Raw genomic sequence first — 18,808 nt, 5'->3', positions numbered from 1 at the left:
CGTAATATTAAAAGGTCTTGCAGATTAATTAGCACGTCTTTAATGAATTGTAATGCTTTCATGTGTCCCGGTGATTTGTTGATACCAAGATAAGAAGGCAAATATTAACGGCACATTAAGTTTTGATGACCTTATACTACCTCAACCTGTTCAGGTTGTGAATATACGCTTTGTACCCTATCGCGTAGGTTATAGCCCGAAGCCATTACTTCACCGTAAGCTCCCGCTGTACGCATTGCTATCAAATCTCCACGATGCGATTCGGGCAAAGCAACATCTGTACGGAAACAATCAGTACTTTCGCATATAGGCCCAACTACATCATAATTAATTGTATTATAGGCTGTGTGTTGCTTGCTAATATTTTCAATGTGATGGTAGGCCTGATACAGCATTGGGCGTATAAGCTCGGTCATACCCGCATCCAAAATCAAAAAGTTCTTCTTTTGCCCGTTTTTAACATATAACACCTTGGATATTAATGAAGCGCTTTGAGCAACCAATGCACGCCCCAATTCAAAGTGAACCTCCTGCCCTTCTTTTACCTTAAGGTGTTCGCTAAAGACTTTAAAGTAGCTCTCAAAGTCGCAAATTGAATTGGTATCTGGATTATAATAATCAACACCTAAACCGCCACCAACATTCAATACTTTGATAGCTAATCCCTGGTTGTCAAACCAATCATGCAACTCGTTAACGCGTGTACACAGGTTTTTAAACACTTCAAGATTGGTAATTTGCGACCCAACATGAAAATGCACGCCAATAAACTCCAGGTTAGCGCAATTTTTAAGCGTGAATAGTACATCGTCCAGCTGCCAGGTATTTATGCCAAACTTGTTTTCTTCCAAACCTGTAGTAATATAATGATGAGTATGCGCATCAACATTAGGGTTAATTCGAATAGCCACGCGTGCAGTTTTTGCTTTAGCTGCAGCTAGATCATTAATAACCACCAATTCCTGAACAGATTCGACGTTGAAGCAAAATATATCGGCATCCAATGCAGCATTTATTTCACGGTCAGATTTTCCTACACCGGCAAATACTACTTTGTTATTACTAAAGCCATGTTCAATGGCAGCTTTGACTTCATTACCGCTCACACAATCGGCGCCAATACCTGCAGCCTGCATGGTTTGTAATACTTTAGGGTTAAAGTTTGCCTTAAGCGCATAATGCACATGGTAGTTGTACTGCGCCGCTGCCTGGGTACAAGCCGTTACAGTTTGTTGCAACAGGTTAAGGTCGTAATAGTAAAAAGGAGTTTCCAGCTGATTAAACTGGTTTATATGCTGTGCTGAGAACATGCTGTTTAAATTACCTTGATTAAGAGCGCTAAAAGTAATATTTAAGATAATAAAAACGGACAAATGACTACAAATAAATTCATACTATTGCCGGTACAACCTACATTTTGATATGAAAACCCATTTCATCAACCTGTTTAATTACGATTTGCATAGCAACTTGCAAATGCTCGATCTTTTATTTCAAAGCAATGAACCCGACAAAGCTGTAAAACTTACTGCGCATATTCTAGGCGCACAACAAGTATGGCTATCAAGGTGCCGTAAAGACGATGCCGCCGGTTTAACAGTTTGGCCCGATTGGCAGGCGGTGCAGTTGAAGTACATTATGGAAGAAAACCATACACAATGGATTAACTATATTGAAAACTTAAGTACCGAAGACTTTGAAAAACCTATCACTTATACAACAACCAAGGGTGTGCAATACACAAACAAACTTATTGATATCCTAACGCATGTAATTAATCATGGCACTCATCACCGTGCGCAAGTTGGGCAGGAACTTAAAAAAGCCGGTATAAAGGAGCTTCCATCAACCGATTACATATTTTATACCCGGTAATAAAAGCAAAATTGGTTTGCAAGGCTACCGCATAAGCCTTAGTTTTGCGGCAATGTTAAAACGCTTTGTAGCCTTACTGCTCATCTGCCTAACGGTAACAGCCAATTTTTCGCGGCTGTTTATTTACGCAGGTTACGAAGCTAACCAAAAATACATTGCCGAAAAGCTTTGCGAAAACCGCGATAAGCCCTGGATGCATTGTAACGGCCGCTGTTTTTTAATGAAAAAGATTAAACAGGCCGAGGAAAAAGAACGCAGTGCCGAACGCCAGATTCAAAAAAGCTTGTTTCAGGATGCCTGCGTTACGGTTAGCTTTGAGTTTGAGTTTCATGCCCAATTGCTGCAATCGTTCCCTATGCGTTACCAGGCCATGGTTCCGCAGCAAGTAAGCCAATCCCTTCTTCGCCCTCCACGGCAAGCATAGTATTCTTTCTTTTTACGGTTATTGGTTGATTCCTCAATCATTAATGTCATCTCAGTAGAAGTTTTGTGACTGACAGTGCGGGGAAATTTACAAGCCTTCATTAGCGTCATTTTTATTCGCTCTCAAGCAGGGAATATTGCTTGCTTGTATTTGCGTGCAATGTCAAAATTTTGGTTGCCAGAGATACAACCTCGAGGTATTTGATGGACTCACGTCCAACATAGCCCTTTGGAATAGCCGTGCTACAAAAATCAATCTTTTAATTACCTGGCAGCAATGCCTTAAGCATTTACTATGCGTAAAATTTTATTGTTATTACTTTTCACAATACATCTGGGCGTTTATGCCCAAAACAGCCTTACAGGTACGGTAACAGATGCTGTTACGCACGAGCCATTAGCAGGCGTTAGCATCACAACCTCAAGTGAGCCAACCGTTGCCACCACAACTGATCGCAACGGCCATTACAGCATCAACGCCTCAGGCCAATTGCGTTTTTTTATTATGGGATACACTGCCACTGTTAGCCAACCGGCTACCCGTCAAACAACGCTAAATGTTAGCTTATCTCCATCGGCTGTTGATTTGCAGCCTGTTATAGTTTCGGCCAGTCGTGAAGGACAGTCGCGTTCGAGTGCGCCTGTCGCCATAAGTAAAATTAATTCCGTTGTAATGCAGGAAACTAAAGCAACGGCATTATACCAGTTACTTAACAAGGTGGCTGGTGTTTATATGGTAAATTTGGGTAACGAGCAGCATACCATGGCCATACGGCAGCCTATAACCTACAATGCACTTTACTTGTATATGGAGGATGGCCTTCCCATTCGGCCCACCGGCATATTTAATCACAATTCACTTTACGAAATTAATATGAACAGCGTAAAAGATATTGAGGTTATCAAAGGCCCTGCCTCATCATTATATGGCAGTAATTCGGTTGGTGGCGCTGTTAATTTCATTACGCCTAATCCGCCGGGCGGTTATGCAGCTCGTGTTCAATTGCAGGGTGACAACTATCATTATCGCCGCGTTGATGCCGATGGTGGGTTTACATCCGGCAAATTTGGCTTATATGCCGGAGGTTATATTGCACACCAAAAAAATGGATGGCAAGATTATACCGATTTTGATAAGTACTCGGGTACGTTGAAAGCTACTTATAATTTTAATGTGTCCACCCGTTTAACTGCATCAGCCACATACAATTTCCTAAATACGCAAACGCCCGGATCATTGGATAGCGCACGTTTTTATAATCGCAGCTACAGCAGCAATCAGCGTTTTACTTATCGCAAGGTTAAGGCATTCAGGTCGAGCGTTAAATTGGAACATGCCTGGAGCCAAGCCAGCAATACGTTCGTTACCCTATATTATCGCAACAACTCCACAGCACAACTGCCCAGCTATTTTATATCAGATGTTCGCAACGCGCAAGGACAGTATGTAAGCTCAAACGGACAGGTGAACGATCAGTCTTTTAACAGCTACGGGGTACTTGCACAGCACAGGGTTGATTTTGCTTTTTTGCATTCGAGATTGATAGCCGGCGTGTATTTAGATAACAGTCCTAGCTCGTTCTACGCACAATCATTAAACATTCAAAAAGATGTTAACCGCAATTACTACACCGGCTTCATTAACACAGGTGTTTTTATTGACGATTACCGCATCAAACTTTTCAACACGGCAGCATATGCACAATATGAGCTAAAGCCAATTGAGCAGTTGCGCATTGTAGCAGGTTTGCGGTATGACAGGGTCAACTACAACTTTCGTAACCGACTACCATCAACAAACACCAAATACAAACAGCAGCAAAGTAACAATTTTGACGTTTTAGCACCTAAACTAGGTTTAACCTATAACCTGGGTAATAACAAAGGACTGTATGCAAACTACAGTATTGGCTTTCAACCTCCCGAAACCGGAGATTTATTCAACTCGCGGCAGCAAACCCCATTAAAGCAGGCCACATTTAACAACTATGAGGTTGGTGGCTGGTTCGCTGTTTTGGATAAAAGGCTTTATACTGAAATGAGCCTTTATCAGCTTGATGGAAGAAACGAAATTATCAGTCAGTTGCTACCCGATAATACTACACAAAACCAAAATGCTGGGGCAACCCGTCATCGCGGCATTGAGTATACTGTAACTTACGCGCCGGTACAACAACTCACTTTTCGCTTCAGCGGAACAAATGCGTGGCATACATACAAAGATTATAGTGAAGTACGCACATCTGGTGGACAAACAACTACCCTTATTTATGATGGCAACCGCATGGCCAACGCACCAACCTGGATTGCCAATGCTGAGCTGACATACAGGCCACAGTTTGCAAAAGGATTTCGTATTGCGCCCGAATGGCAACATATAAATTCATACTATACTAATCCTGCCAATACCAAAACCTATGGCGGTTATAACCTTGTAAATATGAGGTTAGGTTATGATTTTAAAGGACCTTTTTTAAAGGGTGCAGGTATGTGGTTCAATGTACTTAACATAACTGATAAACTTTATGCAACATCGGTAACCAGCAACCAATATGGCGACACCTACTATGCCGCGCCACCACGCACTTATACACTTGGTATAAGTTACTCACTATCAAAACCTTAAGCCATGCAAAACCAATCATTAGTAGCAAAAAAACAGTTTTACAAATGGCACCGCATATTAGGTTTAATTAGCTTGATACCGGTTATTTTTTGGAGCATAAGCGGGCTTTCACACCCATTCATGTCTAACTGGTTCAGGCCGTTTATTCCGCAGGAGTTATTTAAGCCAAGGACTCAACAGCAGATGGCCCCGGTACTTTCATTACAGCAGGTAATGGACCAAAACAAAATTTTAACTATCCGCAATTTTAGTTTAGTTAATTTCAATAAACAAACTTACTATCAGGCATTAATGCCTGATAGTAGTTACCGTTACTATTCAGCAATTGACGGCGTATTACTACCGAACGGCGATAAGCAATATGCTGTCTACTTGGCCCGCTATTTTACGCAGGATTCAGTATCATCAATCAAAAGCATCAACTTACAAACAACTTTTGATGCTACTTACCAACCCATAAACCGTTTGCTGCCTGTTTGGAAAATAGCTTTTAACCGCGCAGATGGAATGGACGTTTATGTAGAAACGAATCAAAGTCGGTTAGGCACTTTCAACAACAATACGCGTAAAACTTTATTATGGATTTTCAGGCAGTTTCACAGCTGGCAGTTTTTAGCTGATGCTTTTGGCGAAACCTTCAGGCAGGTTACATTGCTAATTGTGGTTGCAATAATGACACTGTCGCTCTTTTCGGGCATCATTGTTTATGGTTTGTTTTGGAAACGTTTTAAGCAGATACAGGAAAAACAAAAAATTGAGGGCAAAAAAGAAAAACGTTTTGTTCACCGGTATCACCGCCAATTAGGACTAGTGGTGTCATTTGTGATGTTAACCTTTACAATAAGCGGCGGCTTCCATCTGTGGGTGAAACTAACAGGTAGGACGGATACCAAACAACCGTTTGAGCAGTTGATTAACCGCACCGATCTTCAGGTAAGCAATCTTAACTTTCCTATTGCCGATAGTCTTATTAAACGCACCTCTTTAATAAAATACAAAGACATCACGTTTTACCAGGTAACTGATACAAAAAAATTGGTGAAATATTTTGACACGCAATCCGTCACCGAAATTCTAGACGGTGATAGGAAATTTGCGCTTTATTTAAGCAACTACTATCGTGGAAGTGATACAGAACACAACACGACTTATAAAGCTAGCACAGAGTTAATTAAACAATTTACACCCGAGTATGGCTTTATCAACAAGCGATTGCCTGTTATAAAAATCAGCTATCCTCAACATGAGGATTGGTACATAGAAACCTCATCGGCTAAGCTGGCAAGTAAGGTTGCAGGCATTGATCGCCTGGAAGCTTTATCATTTATATTTTTGCACAAGTATTTTGGCATGACATGGGCAGGTAAGAATGTACGTGATATAGTTAGTATGCTGGCGGCAGCGGGTGTATTAGTTGTATCTTTGTTCGGTTTTGCAGCCTTTATTAAAAACAAATAACATGAAAAAAACAATGATCATTTGCATTATGGCTGCATTTGCCGCATGCAAACAACCTGCACAAAAACAAGAGAAGACACCAATTGAAAATACTGCAGATAAAACGGTTTACACCTGCCCTATGCATCCCAAAGTAGCTGAACTAAGGCCCGGCACTTGCCCTAAATGCGGCATGGACCTGGTTGCAAAGGAAGACTGATTAAATAACAAGCAATGAAACAACAATATTTGATTATAACACTCGCTGGTTCATTATTAGCCTCATGCAGTGACCATAAAGCGCAGGAAAAGGATGCTATGAACGAGGTAATAAAAGTTCATGATGTTGCCATGGAAAAAAGCGAACAGGTGGTTAAAAACAATATATTGCTCGATAGCCTTATTAAAACCAAGGCCGTTGATAGTGCAACAGCATCTTCCGTAACCCGAAACCTTAGCGCAGCCGATAAGGCAATGGAAGACTGGATGCACCAGTTTGAGGTGGAGCATGAAGGAAAATCGCACGATGAGGTTATGCAGTACATGGCCGACCAAAAAACACAGATTGAAAAGGTGAACAAGCAATTAGATGCTGCAATTAATCAGTCAAACCAATACTTATCAACTCAAAAGAAATGAAAGCTTTGATTTTAAGTGCATGTTGCCTACTTGGCTTAGCGGCATGCAATACCTCCAACAAAAGCGATACCTTGCTACCCATATACGGAAACCGCGAAGCGGTTACTAAAACCGTAAACGGCAAAACAGTTGCTGATACCATTTATCATACCATCCCTGATTTTGAAACCGTTAATCAATATGGTAAAAAAGTTACCCGGAAATCATTAGACGGTAGTATTTACGTGGCCGATTTCTTCTTTACAAGCTGCCCTTCAATATGTCCTATTATGCACCGTAATATGCTTAAGGTATATGATGAATTTAAAAAATCAGGCAATGTTAAAATTGTTTCCTATAGTATTGATCCGCGGCATGATAGCGTAGCTGTTTTGAAAAACTATGCTGATAAAATGGGAATTACCGGAAATAACTGGTGGTTTTTACAAGGTGACAAGCAAGCCATTTACAAACTGGCCGAAAGTTACCTTGTAGCAGTGATGGAAGACAACAAAGCTCCTGGCGGTTATGTACATCAAGGTTACTTTGTTTTGATTGACAAGCAAAAGCGTATACGCGGTAGTTACGATGGTACCAACCCCGAGCAGGTAGCAAAACTTATTGAAGACATGAAGCTGCTGCAAACTGAACCTCAAAGCATGATAGCACAATGAAGTTCACAATAATTGCCATTTTCTTTATTGCGGTTATAACAGTTGTTTACTCATGCCAAAGCGATGAAAAGCTGGAGTATATGCGATACTACACTACCGGGCAGGAACTTTACAAAACCCGGTGCCAAAATTGCCATGGAGCGCAGGGCGAAGGTCTGGCAGCGCTTATACCACCGCTAACGGATTCGGTTTATTTAAAGACCAACAGCAATAAACTGGCTTGCTATATCAAAAATGGCTTAAAGTTACCTATACTGGTAAACGGAAAGCCGTTTAATGGCGAAATGCCTCCTTCGGGCCTTGCACCGGTAGAAATAGCACAGGTACTTACCTATGTGCAAAATAACTTCGGTAATCACTCAGGACTGCATAGTGTTGAGCAAGTGAATAAAGAATTAGAGGCCTGTAATTAAGCGAAATATTTACCCGATTGTCATTCCGGCCATAAAAAGCTTAGCAGCTAAATTTAACCCGACTGTTAACCATTGTATGTTCGGGATGGCAATCTTTTAAATGAAATAAAAAAGACTAATCTAACTCGGTTACACCGCCAGATATTACAAACTTCATTACATCGGCGGCACTTTTATCAATATGTTTTACCTTGCTGGCTGGAACTATAACTACCTGACCGGCAAATGAGTAAGAATACGGAAAGTATACAGCAACTTCACCTGGCAAACCAATTGCGCCCATGTCTTTACGGGTTAAAAAGCCAATCTTTTTGACACCCGAAGTGCCAACTTCAACCAGTACAGGTTCGTTGAATTTTTTCTCCTCACCAACAAAGGCCTCCGTAAAATCTTTGATAGATGAGTAGAGGAATTTAAAAAGCGGTATGTGATTTAGCCAGCGGGCAAACCAATGCTTTATAGGGTCGGTTATAACGTTAGTAACCAGCACTCCGGCTACCATAATGAGGGTTAATACAGTCAAAATGCCTAAACCGGGCACGTAAATGCCTTTACCAGTTTTCGGGTTAACCCATAAAACATCGCTCAGGTTAAGTGCGCTATCTAATTTAGCAACCGCCCAAATAATCAAAAAAATAGCAACGCCCAAGGGCACCACTACCAGCATCCCTTTTATAAAGTAATTAAATAAAGCGCGTGCAAACCTGTTCATAAGAAAGTGCAATTTTACTCATAAAAATACACTCTTTTAACCCGCTGCGATATATTGGTTAAAATTTCATAAGGAATTGTTCCAATCTGCCGGGCCAGGTCTTCAATGGTTTGCTGCTCATTAAATACGTACACTTCATCGCCTTCGGCCACGTCTACATCGCTTACGTCAATCATGCACATATCCATTGCAATATTACCTACCGTTGGCACCAGCACGCCTTTTACCAGCATCTTGCCTACCCCGTTACCAAACGCCCGTAAATATCCATCAGCGTAGCCAATTCTTACTGTTGCAATACGTCCGTCACTTTGCAAACTGCCATTACGGTTGTAACCAACTGTTTCTCCGGCTTTGATGCTCCGTATTTGTGATATACTTGTTTTTAGCTTTGCTATAGGCTGTAAGCCTTTTAAATGAGGCGGAACGGCACCGTCAATACCATACAGGCCAATGCCCAGGCGCACCATATCAAAATGAGCCTCGGGCCAGCGTGTAATACCCGATGTATTTGAAAGATGCCTAATAACCTTATAGCCGAGCGCGGCTTCTATCCTGGCCGATGCTTTCTCAAATCTATAAATTTGTTTGCGCGTAAAATCATCATGCGCCTCGGCATCACTGGCAACCAAATGCGAAAACACCGATACTACATGGATGAATGGATTACCGCTCAACAAGTCACAAAGGTTATCCAACTCATACCCTTCAAAACCAAGGCGATGCATACCCGTATCAATTTTAATGTGAACCGGATAGTGATCATTGCCGTTGTTTTGAACATACTTTATAAACTTATCAAGCAAGCCAAAACTATAAATTTCGGGCTCCAGCTTAAATTCAATCACTTTGTCAAACGCTGATGGCTCAGGGTTCAACACCATTACAGGTAAGGTAATTCCGGCCTCTCGCAGTGCTACGCCCTCATCAATGTAGGCTACGGCCAGGTAATCAACTTTATTGTACTGCAGTATATTTGCAACTTCAAACGTTCCGCTGCCGTACGAAAAGGCTTTAACCATTGCCATTAACTTTACCCCTGGCTTTAGCTTTGATTTGTAAAAGTTAAGATTGCCGAGCAAAGCATTAAGGTTAATTTCGAGCATGGTTTCATGCGCCTTTTGTGACAGCGCCTTACTTACCCTCTCAAACTCAAAACTACGCGAACCTTTTATAAGTATTGCTTCATTATTGAAGTTGAGTTCCTTGATATGCGAAAGTAGGTCTGCGGTGTCTTTAAAAAAGTAACTTTGGTTAATACCCGCAAACTGCTGTTGATTATTCAGCAAATCAGCACCTACAGCAATAAACCTGTCTATATTCCTGCTTTTTACCATTTCGGCAACCTGGCCATAGAGCTCGTGCTGCCTTAGTCCGGATTGATAGATATCAGAAAGAATAAGCGTTTTTGTTTTATGTTGGTTTTGCTGTTGTAAGAAATTAAGTGCTATGGCAAGTGATTGTACATCAGAATTGTAAGAATCGTCAATCACCGAGCAATCGTTACTGCCCGTTTTCATCTCCAAACGCATACTTACCGGCGCCAAATGCTCCAGCCGTTTATCAGCCTCGGCCGGGCTATATCCCATAGCAAGTAATACGGCCCAGCAGCTAACGGCATTCTCAATAGAAGCCTCATCTAAAAAAGGAATCAAACATTCAATTTCCTGGCCGTTGTATACAGCACGTAAATAGTGCCGCTTTGATATAACGGTTTCGCTGAAGACATATAAATCGGCCTTGTTATATGAAAAACTCCATGTAAATTGTTTGGCACTTGCAGGCAATTGTGCTGCATAGCCAGTCAATTGATCGTAATTGCAAACAACAAGATTACAGCTTTTAAATAACTTAAGCTTTTCCGTAATTTTTTGAGCAGTGCTTTCAAAGCCTTCATCATGTGCCGAACCTAAGTGGGTAAGCACACCAATGGTTGGCTGGATGACAGCCTGCAGCGCATCCATTTCGTTTATTGTGGATATGCCTGCCTCAAAAATGCCCAAGGTGTTTTCGGCGCGTATTTGCCATACCGAAAGCGGTACACCTATTTGCGAATTATAGCTTTTAGGGTTACGAACAATATTGTTATCGGCAGCCATAAGCTGGTACAACCATTCTTTAACTATAGTTTTACCATTGCTGCCCGTAACTCCTATAATTGGTAAATTAAACTGACGCCGGTGGTATGCTGCCAAACTTTGAAGAGCTTTCAACACATCATCAACGATTAAAAAATTGGCGGCCTGAAAATCGCCATCGGGTATGTGTGTTGCTGCAAAGTTGCGTATGCCATGCTCGTAAGCCTCTTTAATGAAGGCATGACCGTTTCTTCTGCCATTTAAAGCAAAAAATAAACTCTCTGCCGGATTGCTTATTTGCCTGCTATCAGTAACCAAAGTGCTAATAGAACCTTCCCGCACGAGGGTGCCGGTTGCATTAATAATTTGCTGCACATGAGTAATGGTGTATTGACTGCTGGACATACTACGAAAGTGAAGATATTTATGTAAACAGAAAAATGATAAAGGTAATTTGACAATATGAAAACCCTATGCACGCCCTACCCATAGCATATTTAGCCAAAATTTTTAGTAATTTTACAAAATGGACGAACCCAAAAAACAACGGGTAACCGACGAAAAAACCGGCCTTGCCAAGGCTGAACACTATTGTGCTTACCAGGAGCGTTCACAACAAGAGGTACGCAACAAGCTATATGACCTGGGTTTGTACCCTGACGCTGTTGAACGCATAATAAGCCGCCTTATTGAAGACAATTTTTTAAATGAACAACGCTTTGCGCAAGCCTATGTACAAGGGAAATTTAATCAAAAAGCCTGGGGGCGCATTAAAATAAAACAAGGATTGAAACTAAAGCGTGTACCTGATAAGCTCATTGCAAAAGCCCTTTTAAGCATTAACCCTGACGACTACATGGCCGCATTAAATGATCTTATTGAAAAAAAGGCCCGGCAAACTAACGAAAAGGACACTTTTAAACGCCGATACAAGCTTATGCAATACGCAATGAGCCGCGGATTTGAAGCTGATTTGATAAATGATGTTTTGAAAAACAGTGAGTTAGCAAAAAGTTAAAAAACTTTTAAAATAATTATTTGCGGAATATGCTTTTTGGCCTATATTTGCATCACCAAAAACGAAAGGGGTTATCGAAAGAAAAGCCTCTTAAGTTAAATGCGAAAGTAGCTCAGTTGGTAGAGCACGACCTTGCCAAGGTCGGGGTCGCGAGTTCGAATCTCGTCTTTCGCTCCAGGTTTCTGCTGCTACCATAGCAGGAATTTGTTTAAAAGGTTAATCACCTGCTCGGGTGGTGGAACTGGTAGACACGCAGGACTTAAAATCCTGTTCGCCTTAAAGCGAGTGCGGGTTCGATTCCCGCCCCGAGTACAAAAAGCTTCTCTGCAAAGAGGAGCTTTTATTATCTCAATGCGAAAGTAGCTCAGTTGGTAGAGCACGACCTTGCCAAGGTCGGGGTCGCGAGTTCGAATCTCGTCTTTCGCTCACAAAATAAAAAGCTTTGTCATTTACGGCAAAGCTTTTTTGTTTTATACAAATCCCTCCTCTTTTTGCGCCCCGGTTTATTTTAGTATATACGGCACATAAATGATCACAGCACAAATAGCAGCAAACAGACAGATAATTAGCACGGCGCCTGCGGCCAAATCTTTAACCTGCCCAATTAAAGGATCATGCTGTTTGGTAACACGGTCGGCTAATTTTTCAATTGCTGTATTAAAAATTTCAGCCATCCAGGCCAGGCCAATAAGCATAAGCGTAATAAGCCATTCGGTTTTGGTTACCGCAAACAACATATTTACTGCAATCACAGCGATGGCTGCAAGCAAGTGAAAAAGCATGTTGCTTTCATATCTGAACGCCAACCATATGCCTTTTACCGAAAACTTGTAGCTTGCTAAATGCTTTTGAACCTTATTCATTGCCCCCATACTGTTTATTTAAACACATGGGCTAAATATACAATGCAATAGCTTGTAACACACATAACAGTTTTAAAATCCGGCCTATGGAAAAGGTCAATTTGTGGCCTTACATGTTCTGCCGTTAAAATACCCGCCATCCAAAACACAACAACTGCGCCTATATCAATTAAGTCAAAACGCCCGTTAGTAACGCCCACGAGTTGTAAAAACTCCAACCCCACACAGAAAATGAGCGGCAGAAATAAACACCGAAACCGCCATGTACCCATATTAACATAATAAGGCAACGATGCAATGGTGATACAAAATACCCATAAGCCTTCGGGTAACGAGTAAACAATAATATCATGGAGGGGCAGTAAGTGTACGACGGCAGATTTCAGACTCCTGTAACCATTGAGCGTTATTAAATGAATAGCTATTTCATTCACCAATGTACGTTCCGTGCGGTAAAACAGGTAAATGAATAGGCTGACAGCTAACGACAGGCTGACTAATACAACGCTCTTGTTCATAATTTTTCGAATATTAGTAATTTGAAATATGAAGCAGGCTTAAATTCAATTTGCTTGAGTAAATGCAGTTGCCCAGCGGTTTTTAATTCACTTACATAAAAAACCGAACGGAAAGAAAAAAGACGTGCTATCGGAGAAAACAACCTATCAATTATGGAAAGATGATTAGCCGGCGTAAAATGGTTCAGTACAAATAACTTCCCCGCAGGCTTTAATACTCTGGTAACTTCATTAAGCAAATTATGAGGGTTGGTAACAACAGCAATCACATGTGATAGAACAACGTAATCAAAAGAAGCATCGGCAAACACAATTGCTTCTCCATCCATATTCAACAGTTGTACAGGTTTACTTGTGCTCATTTTACGTGCCGTTTTGAGCATACCCTCACTGGTATCAATACCTGTAACGTCATGCTCCTGGTAAAATGCCAGGTGCGATCCATTACCCACCCCTACTTCCAGTAAGTTACCCGGAGGCTGCTGGTTGACTTCTTTAAAAAGCGTCCTCTTTTGAGGTTGTAGAAACCAATCAACCAAAGGATAGAGAAATGAAAAATTGTTATAGAAGGCTTCAGATGAGTGTTTCATTTGTAGTAGCATAACTTAAATTAACATTGCTTCTGGGTGAGTCGTTATCTTCACCAAAAACAAAAATAGGCATTTACTTTTTTTTTGAAAGTACTTTTATAATTAATATACTTAAATCTTATTTACGCTATCCACATATGAGTTAAGTAACAAAGGCGGTACATTTTTGAATTTTATTTAATTTAATGTTGATATTTTAATACAAAACGCACATTTTTGCACCTGTAGTGAAAATGAAAACCAAAAAGACAGCAAAACTAATTAGCGGCGCATTGTCGCTGATGCTGGCATTGGCCTTCCTTTTCATTACTGCTGTGCAAGCGTTTCACAAGCACAACTATACATCGGCTAAAAACGACTCTGATGAAACAGAATATGTTTACGCAGCTGAAAAATGTAGTATTTGTGATTATGTAGTTCACAAGCAAAGCAACTTTGCACACTTACACCATCCTCCTGTTGTGGCTGTGCCGGTAACCAAAGCTGTTACCCTGCTTACTAAAAGCTATGCAGGTATTTACAAGTTCACGTTACAGGGCTTTACTAATAAAGGTCCTCCTGCTGTTGCTTAATCAAAGCGGCAGTTATTCCTATTTTATATTGTTTTAATTTGTTGTTGCATAAGTACATTTATGCGCAAAGGTTTATTACGCCTTACGGTAATCTCTTCCGCTTTGTCTCCCGTTCATCAGCACATTATTTAGCTGATTCAATCCCTGTTTTACATTTTTAACTGATTGCCGTAAGGCAGCTCAACTTATTGTTTTTTGGAAAAGCAAACCGCCTTTTATCATGGCCGGTATGTACAAAGCGTTTATCGCTTATTGTGCGCAACTGCCATACTTTTTATTGTTGTTGTATTAACCACAACCAACGTGTCGGCTCAGCAAAATGTTATTAAAGGCCGGGTTAGCAGTCACCATGGGCATCCGTTAAGTGGCGTTGTTGTTAGCCTTGCCGGTTATGTAACACAAGTCATTACCGATTCGACAGGTAGCTTTACGCTACCTGTTAGCCAACAAATCACATATACCGTAACAGCATCACATGTAGGCTATAAAAACCAAAGCAAAACGGTGAGCTATACAGGCGGTTCGAAATCGGTAACGTTTGTGCTTCACCCTCTTAATCACGAGCTAGAAGAGGTGCATATACAAGATAACCGGGCGCTAAACCGTAAGCAGTCAGAGTCGATGAATGTGGAGGTTGTTGGCAAAGACTTTATACAACGTAACCTTGGCGGCAGCTTGATGACTACTTTATCGCGCTTACCAGGTGTAAAAACAATTGGTATAGGTTCGGGGCAATCAAAACCATTAATACGCGGCCTTGGCTTTAACCGTGTTGTAGTTACCGATAAGGGAATAAAGCACGAAGGACAACAATGGGGCGCCGATCATGGTCTTGAGCTTGACCAATTTGCCGCCAGCGAAGTAGAAATTTTAAAGGGTGCCGCATCCTTTATATACGGCTCAGATGCTATTGCAGGAGTGATTGATGTAAAACCAAGTTTGCCTCCAATGCCGGGAACATTTGGCGGATCGGTTGACCTGATTGGCAAAACAAATAACAGCCTATACGGAACATCGGTGAATGTTTATGGTCGCAAGAAAAACTGGTTCTTTGATTCGCGCCTGACTTATCAAAATTACGGCGATTATAAAGTACCTACAGATACGGTGTATGTATATGATTTTGCGGCTAGGCTGCCAAACCGGTACTTGCGTAATACCGCCGGGCGCGAAAGCGGATTACATTTTAACACCGGATACGTTGGGGAGCACTTCCGATCTACCTTTTATCTGTCAAACGTATACTCACGCAGCGGCTTTTTTGCCAATGCGCACGGGTTAGAACCCAGGCAGGTTGACACATTGCTGCATGATCAATCGCGCCGTGACATACAAATGCCGTATCAGGAGGTCAACCATTTTAAACTCATTAATCGCAGCCAGTATCATACTGGTAAGCACCTCCTGCAGGCAGACATAGGATATCAGCGTAACTTCAGGCAGGAATTTAGTATGTACGTAAATCACGGCTTCATGCCGCCGGTATATCCTACTACTTTGAACATTCCACAAAACCTCGAACGCGAATTTGATAAGCAGGTATATTCTGTTAATGCACGTGATGTATTGCAACTAAACCACCATCAATTAACGTTTGGCTTTAATGCCGAGCATCAGGATAATCAAATTAACGGCTGGAGTTTTCTGGTACCGGCTTTTAAGCAAAGTACTTCTGGAATTTTTATATATGATAAGTTTGCCCTTAGTGAAACAGTATTGCTGCATGGTGCTTTGCGCTATGACTATGGGCGGCTGCAAATCTTCCATTATAATGACTGGTTCCCATCTGAAGGCGAATTTGTAACCAGAGCCAACGCATTTACCCGCAGCTTTAACAGCATTGTTTGGTCGGCAGGTATAAATTACACACCTGCAGGAAACTTCAGTTTAAAGGCCAATTTGGGTAAAAGTTTCAGAATGCCAATTGCCAAAGAACTGGCCGCAAACGGCGTAAACTATCACTACTTTAGTTATGAGCGGGGCAATCAAAGTTTAAACCCCGAGCAGTCATACCAGGCTGATGTTACACTGGGCTGGAACACCAACAAGTGGCAAATACAACTTAGCCCCTTCTATAATTACTTTCCTAATTACATATACCTTAATCCAACCGGCGAACACGACATACTATACGGAGCCGGTAATCAGGTGTTTAATTACTCTCAAAGCCGCGTAATGCGTTATGGCGGCGAGTTACAGGTTAAGTATCATATAAATAACTGGCTAAGCACCGAAGCATTGGGTGAATACTTATACTCCGAGCAACTATCAGGTGATAAAAAAGGATTTACGCTACCATTTTCACCACCGCCGTCTCTGCTCCTTAACGTAACGTACCAGCCTGTTCAAATAAAAGCACTTAAGGATGCATACCTATCGGTTGACTACCGTTTAACGGCTGCGCAAAATAACATTGTACCTCCCGAGCGTGAAACGCAGGGTTACCGGGTAATGAATATACAGGCGGGCACTAAAATAAATTTTCACAATCGCCCGCTGATGCTGAGCCTGCAGGTGCAAAATGTATTTGACACCCGCTATTTAAATCATACCAGTTTTTACCGTCTTATTCAACTGCCCGAAGCCGGGCGCAACATCATTTTATCAGCTAAAATTCCATTTGGCAGATGATAGATTCTTAAATGCATTTATTCACCATTTAAATACAATAACATGAAAACAACAAAACAACTGATTTGCCTTATGCTGTTAAGCGCAAGCCTTTTCACCGCCTGTAAAAAGGACAATGACAATGATTCACCTGCCCCATCAATTGATGGCCTGGAGGTAGGAACCAGCAACAACAAAACAGCGCATCCGGGAAATGACCTGCACATTGAGGCACAGATAACCGCGCCGGGCACTATCAAAGATGTAGTACTTGAAATTCATCCTGAAAGTGGTGACGGTTGGAAGGTAAATACCACTTATACCGAGAACCTTGCCGGACAAAAAAATGCTGAATTTCATGAACATATTGATGTACCGGCTACAACTGCCGTTGGCGATTATCATGGCCACATTAAGGTTACTGATGAAAACGGTAAGGTTACCGAAGCTGATTTTGACCTGAAAGTCACTGCTGACCCTACGCTGCCATCTGTAACAGGTTTTGAGGTTGGACTGAACACAGCAGGTAATGATTTACATGCCGAAGCCACAATTAATGCACCGAACAAAATTGCGAAAGTTGTTTTGGAAGTTCATGGAGCTGGTTGGGAAAAGGAGGTTACTTATACCGACGCTGCCATGGTTGGTAAAGTTACTTACAACCTGCACAAGCATGTTGATGTCACTGGCTCACCAAAAGGTCATTACCATGTGCACTTAAAAGTTGTTGACCAGGCCGGTAAAGAAAACGAGTTTGAAGAGCACTTTGACAAGCCCTGATCGTTCACCAACCATTCCAGATTTTTATTAAATAGTTAACCGGGGAGGCTGCTGGAAGCGGCTTCCCCATTATTGCTTTATTATGAAACAGATTTTTAAATTAAGTACGTGCCTTTTAGCAACCATTATTTTAGCCGGTGGGTGTAGTAAAAACAACGAAGAAACCAAAGACACGGAATATCCGGTAATTGACCTTTCGGCGGCTGATGCATTCCCTCAGCAATGCGGCATAGTAAAGCGTGGGCAGACATTTACCTTTAGGGCCCGCGTTACCGATAATGCCGAGCTGGGATCGGTGAGTGTTGACATACATCATAACTTTGATCATCACTCACATAGTACTGAGGTGCAAACGTGCCAAATAGGTGCTGTAAAAACGCCGGTGAATCCGCTCTTGCTCATTAAAAGCTTTTCCATTCCTACAGGCCTCAAAACTTATAATGTGGTTCAAAGTATTGATGTACCCGCAAACGCCGATGCTGGCGATTATCATTTTTTAATTCGCCTGGTTGATAAAGCAGGCTGGCAAACTATTAAAGGTATTAGCATTAAGGTAGAATAATCAGCTGTTTTCAAATAAAAACCCCTTGATGGTATACATCAAGGGGTTTATTTAACTACGTAGTATTTTGTCCATTTTCTTGCCTTTCGCCAGTTCGTCAACCAGCTTATCAAGATACCTAACCTTTTGCGTTAATGGATTTTCTATATCCTCAATACGGTAACCGCAAATTGTACCGGTTATCAGGTGTGCATTTTGGTTAAGCTTGGCTTCAGCGAAAAACTCTTCAAAGGTTACTCTTTTTTCTATCAGTTCATTCAACTCTTGCCTGGTATAGCCAGTGAGCCATGTTATTACTTCAATTAACTCATCTTCGGTACGGCCCTTTTTTTGAACTTTGATTACGTAAGCCGGGTAAACTGAGGCAAATGTGAGGCTGGCAATACGCTGATTGTGGTTATCAGTTGCTTTCAAATCAATCAATTTTTATTAAAACTAA

At 41.4% G+C, this 18,808-nt stretch carries 20 protein-coding genes and 3 tRNA genes; 16 read left to right on the top strand and 7 right to left on the bottom strand.

All coding sequences use genetic code 11. The features are described from left to right. Positions 1-131: 131 nt before the first annotated feature. Positions 132-1,310 (bottom strand): diaminopimelate decarboxylase, encoded by a 1,179-nt coding sequence (gene lysA, locus QZ407_RS05965; protein WP_295768662.1) that lies wholly within the window; start codon positions 1,308-1,310, stop codon positions 132-134. Positions 1,311-1,422: 112 nt separating this feature from the next. Here lysA and QZ407_RS05960 point away from each other — a divergent pair, with 112 nt between their 5' ends. The 8 genes from QZ407_RS05960 (at position 1,423) to QZ407_RS05925 (ending at position 8,066) form a co-directional block, all read left to right on the top strand. Then, positions 1,423-1,875, top strand: coding sequence for a DinB family protein (locus QZ407_RS05960; protein ID WP_295768660.1), 453 nt, complete (start codon positions 1,423-1,425; stop codon positions 1,873-1,875). Between the two features lie 52 nt (positions 1,876-1,927). Beyond that, the gene (locus tag QZ407_RS05955; protein ID WP_295768658.1) at positions 1,928-2,299 is read left to right on the top strand and encodes a hypothetical protein; all 372 of its coding nucleotides are present in this window, start codon (positions 1,928-1,930) and stop codon (positions 2,297-2,299) included. A 294-nt stretch (positions 2,300-2,593) separates the two neighbouring features. Next, positions 2,594-4,924, top strand: coding sequence for a TonB-dependent receptor (locus tag QZ407_RS05950; protein WP_295768656.1), 2,331 nt, complete (start codon positions 2,594-2,596; stop codon positions 4,922-4,924). A gap of 3 nt (positions 4,925-4,927) precedes the next feature. Further along, the gene (locus QZ407_RS05945) at positions 4,928-6,382 is read left to right on the top strand and encodes a PepSY-associated TM helix domain-containing protein (RefSeq protein ID WP_295768654.1); all 1,455 of its coding nucleotides are present in this window, start codon (positions 4,928-4,930) and stop codon (positions 6,380-6,382) included. Between the two features lies 1 nt (position 6,383). After that, positions 6,384-6,581: a heavy metal-binding domain-containing protein gene (locus tag QZ407_RS05940; RefSeq protein ID WP_295768652.1), complete on the top strand. Its 198-nt coding sequence runs from the start codon at positions 6,384-6,386 to the stop codon at positions 6,579-6,581. A gap of 14 nt (positions 6,582-6,595) precedes the next feature. Further along, positions 6,596-7,000 carry a hypothetical protein gene (locus tag QZ407_RS05935; protein WP_295768650.1) on the top strand — a complete coding sequence of 135 codons (405 nt, stop codon included), beginning with the start codon at positions 6,596-6,598 and terminating at the stop codon, positions 6,998-7,000. Next, complete coding sequence (locus QZ407_RS05930; RefSeq protein ID WP_295768648.1) at positions 6,997-7,653, top strand: SCO family protein; 657 nt, start codon at positions 6,997-6,999, stop codon at positions 7,651-7,653. The genes QZ407_RS05935 and QZ407_RS05930 overlap by 4 nt, the downstream gene beginning before the upstream one ends. Then, positions 7,650-8,066, top strand: coding sequence for a cytochrome c (locus tag QZ407_RS05925; RefSeq protein WP_295768646.1), 417 nt, complete (start codon positions 7,650-7,652; stop codon positions 8,064-8,066). The genes QZ407_RS05930 and QZ407_RS05925 overlap by 4 nt, the downstream gene beginning before the upstream one ends. A 115-nt stretch (positions 8,067-8,181) precedes the next feature. Here QZ407_RS05925 and QZ407_RS05920 read toward each other — a convergent pair whose 3' ends face one another. Further along, positions 8,182-8,778, bottom strand: coding sequence for a DUF502 domain-containing protein (locus tag QZ407_RS05920; protein ID WP_295768643.1), 597 nt, complete (start codon positions 8,776-8,778; stop codon positions 8,182-8,184). A 14-nt stretch (positions 8,779-8,792) separates the two neighbouring features. Beyond that, positions 8,793-11,261: a bifunctional UDP-N-acetylmuramoyl-tripeptide:D-alanyl-D-alanine ligase/alanine racemase gene (locus QZ407_RS05915; protein WP_295768641.1), complete on the bottom strand. Its 2,469-nt coding sequence runs from the start codon at positions 11,259-11,261 to the stop codon at positions 8,793-8,795. A 121-nt stretch (positions 11,262-11,382) separates the two neighbouring features. Here QZ407_RS05915 and QZ407_RS05910 point away from each other — a divergent pair, with 121 nt between their 5' ends. The 4 genes from QZ407_RS05910 (at position 11,383) to QZ407_RS05895 (ending at position 12,300) form a co-directional block, all read left to right on the top strand. Then, positions 11,383-11,874, top strand: coding sequence for a regulatory protein RecX (locus tag QZ407_RS05910; RefSeq protein WP_295768639.1), 492 nt, complete (start codon positions 11,383-11,385; stop codon positions 11,872-11,874). 101 nt (positions 11,875-11,975) lie between these two features. Then, positions 11,976-12,051 (top strand) — tRNA-Gly (locus QZ407_RS05905). A gap of 49 nt (positions 12,052-12,100) precedes the next feature. Then, positions 12,101-12,186 (top strand) — tRNA-Leu (locus QZ407_RS05900). A 41-nt stretch (positions 12,187-12,227) separates the two neighbouring features. Beyond that, positions 12,228-12,300: transfer RNA gene (locus QZ407_RS05895), tRNA-Gly, on the top strand. Between the two features lie 77 nt (positions 12,301-12,377). Here QZ407_RS05895 and QZ407_RS05890 read toward each other — a convergent pair. From QZ407_RS05890 to QZ407_RS05880, 3 genes are read right to left on the bottom strand one after another with little or no spacing between them, the layout of a single operon-like run. After that, positions 12,378-12,737: a diacylglycerol kinase family protein gene (locus tag QZ407_RS05890; RefSeq protein ID WP_295768637.1), complete on the bottom strand. Its 360-nt coding sequence runs from the start codon at positions 12,735-12,737 to the stop codon at positions 12,378-12,380. Positions 12,738-12,751: 14 nt separating this feature from the next. After that, complete coding sequence (locus QZ407_RS05885) at positions 12,752-13,255, bottom strand: hypothetical protein (RefSeq protein ID WP_295768634.1); 504 nt, start codon at positions 13,253-13,255, stop codon at positions 12,752-12,754. After that, positions 13,252-13,845, bottom strand: coding sequence for a class I SAM-dependent methyltransferase (locus QZ407_RS05880; protein WP_295768631.1), 594 nt, complete (start codon positions 13,843-13,845; stop codon positions 13,252-13,254). Before QZ407_RS05880 ends, QZ407_RS05885 begins: the two co-directional genes overlap by 4 nt. Positions 13,846-14,078: 233 nt before the next feature. Here QZ407_RS05880 and QZ407_RS05875 point away from each other — a divergent pair, with 233 nt between their 5' ends. The 4 genes from QZ407_RS05875 to QZ407_RS05860 all read left to right on the top strand — a co-directional run bounded on the left by QZ407_RS05875 (position 14,079) and on the right by QZ407_RS05860 (position 18,369). Beyond that, positions 14,079-14,417, top strand: coding sequence for a hypothetical protein (locus QZ407_RS05875; protein ID WP_295768629.1), 339 nt, complete (start codon positions 14,079-14,081; stop codon positions 14,415-14,417). 195 nt (positions 14,418-14,612) lie between these two features. Then, positions 14,613-17,048: a TonB-dependent receptor gene (locus tag QZ407_RS05870; protein WP_295768627.1), complete on the top strand. Its 2,436-nt coding sequence runs from the start codon at positions 14,613-14,615 to the stop codon at positions 17,046-17,048. A 42-nt stretch (positions 17,049-17,090) separates the two neighbouring features. Continuing rightward, the gene (locus QZ407_RS05865; protein ID WP_295768625.1) at positions 17,091-17,807 is read left to right on the top strand and encodes a DUF4625 domain-containing protein; all 717 of its coding nucleotides are present in this window, start codon (positions 17,091-17,093) and stop codon (positions 17,805-17,807) included. 82 nt (positions 17,808-17,889) lie between these two features. Then, positions 17,890-18,369 (top strand): DUF4625 domain-containing protein, encoded by a 480-nt coding sequence (locus tag QZ407_RS05860; RefSeq protein ID WP_295768622.1) that lies wholly within the window; start codon positions 17,890-17,892, stop codon positions 18,367-18,369. A gap of 51 nt (positions 18,370-18,420) precedes the next feature. Here QZ407_RS05860 and QZ407_RS05855 read toward each other — a convergent pair whose 3' ends face one another. After that, positions 18,421-18,792 carry a DUF2200 domain-containing protein gene (locus QZ407_RS05855; protein WP_365334703.1) on the bottom strand — a complete coding sequence of 124 codons (372 nt, stop codon included), beginning with the start codon at positions 18,790-18,792 and terminating at the stop codon, positions 18,421-18,423. Positions 18,793-18,808: the final 16 nt, after the last annotated feature.

The organism is uncultured Mucilaginibacter sp., from assembly GCF_913773635.1.
Lineage (GTDB): Bacteria > Bacteroidota > Bacteroidia > Sphingobacteriales > Sphingobacteriaceae > Mucilaginibacter.
This window is presented reverse-complemented; position numbering and strand designations above follow the sequence as displayed.

Excerpts from the sequence above, each read along its gene's own strand:
- lysA (WP_295768662.1), bottom strand. The coding sequence starts at position 1,310 with ATGTTCTCAGCACAGCATATAAACCAGTTTAATCAGCTGGAAACTCCT.
- QZ407_RS05960 (WP_295768660.1), top strand. The coding sequence starts at position 1,423 with ATGAAAACCCATTTCATCAACCTGTTTAATTACGATTTGCATAGCAAC.
- QZ407_RS05955 (WP_295768658.1), top strand. The coding sequence starts at position 1,928 with ATGTTAAAACGCTTTGTAGCCTTACTGCTCATCTGCCTAACGGTAACA.
- QZ407_RS05950 (WP_295768656.1), top strand. The coding sequence starts at position 2,594 with ATGCGTAAAATTTTATTGTTATTACTTTTCACAATACATCTGGGCGTT.
- QZ407_RS05945 (WP_295768654.1), top strand. The coding sequence starts at position 4,928 with ATGCAAAACCAATCATTAGTAGCAAAAAAACAGTTTTACAAATGGCAC.
- QZ407_RS05940 (WP_295768652.1), top strand. The coding sequence starts at position 6,384 with ATGAAAAAAACAATGATCATTTGCATTATGGCTGCATTTGCCGCATGC.
- QZ407_RS05935 (WP_295768650.1), top strand. The coding sequence starts at position 6,596 with ATGAAACAACAATATTTGATTATAACACTCGCTGGTTCATTATTAGCC.
- QZ407_RS05930 (WP_295768648.1), top strand. The coding sequence starts at position 6,997 with ATGAAAGCTTTGATTTTAAGTGCATGTTGCCTACTTGGCTTAGCGGCA.
- QZ407_RS05925 (WP_295768646.1), top strand. The coding sequence starts at position 7,650 with ATGAAGTTCACAATAATTGCCATTTTCTTTATTGCGGTTATAACAGTT.
- QZ407_RS05920 (WP_295768643.1), bottom strand. The coding sequence starts at position 8,778 with ATGAACAGGTTTGCACGCGCTTTATTTAATTACTTTATAAAAGGGATG.
- QZ407_RS05915 (WP_295768641.1), bottom strand. The coding sequence starts at position 11,261 with ATGTCCAGCAGTCAATACACCATTACTCATGTGCAGCAAATTATTAAT.
- QZ407_RS05910 (WP_295768639.1), top strand. The coding sequence starts at position 11,383 with ATGGACGAACCCAAAAAACAACGGGTAACCGACGAAAAAACCGGCCTT.
- QZ407_RS05890 (WP_295768637.1), bottom strand. The coding sequence starts at position 12,737 with ATGAATAAGGTTCAAAAGCATTTAGCAAGCTACAAGTTTTCGGTAAAA.
- QZ407_RS05885 (WP_295768634.1), bottom strand. The coding sequence starts at position 13,255 with ATGAACAAGAGCGTTGTATTAGTCAGCCTGTCGTTAGCTGTCAGCCTA.
- QZ407_RS05880 (WP_295768631.1), bottom strand. The coding sequence starts at position 13,845 with ATGAAACACTCATCTGAAGCCTTCTATAACAATTTTTCATTTCTCTAT.
- QZ407_RS05875 (WP_295768629.1), top strand. The coding sequence starts at position 14,079 with ATGAAAACCAAAAAGACAGCAAAACTAATTAGCGGCGCATTGTCGCTG.
- QZ407_RS05865 (WP_295768625.1), top strand. The coding sequence starts at position 17,091 with ATGAAAACAACAAAACAACTGATTTGCCTTATGCTGTTAAGCGCAAGC.
- QZ407_RS05860 (WP_295768622.1), top strand. The coding sequence starts at position 17,890 with ATGAAACAGATTTTTAAATTAAGTACGTGCCTTTTAGCAACCATTATT.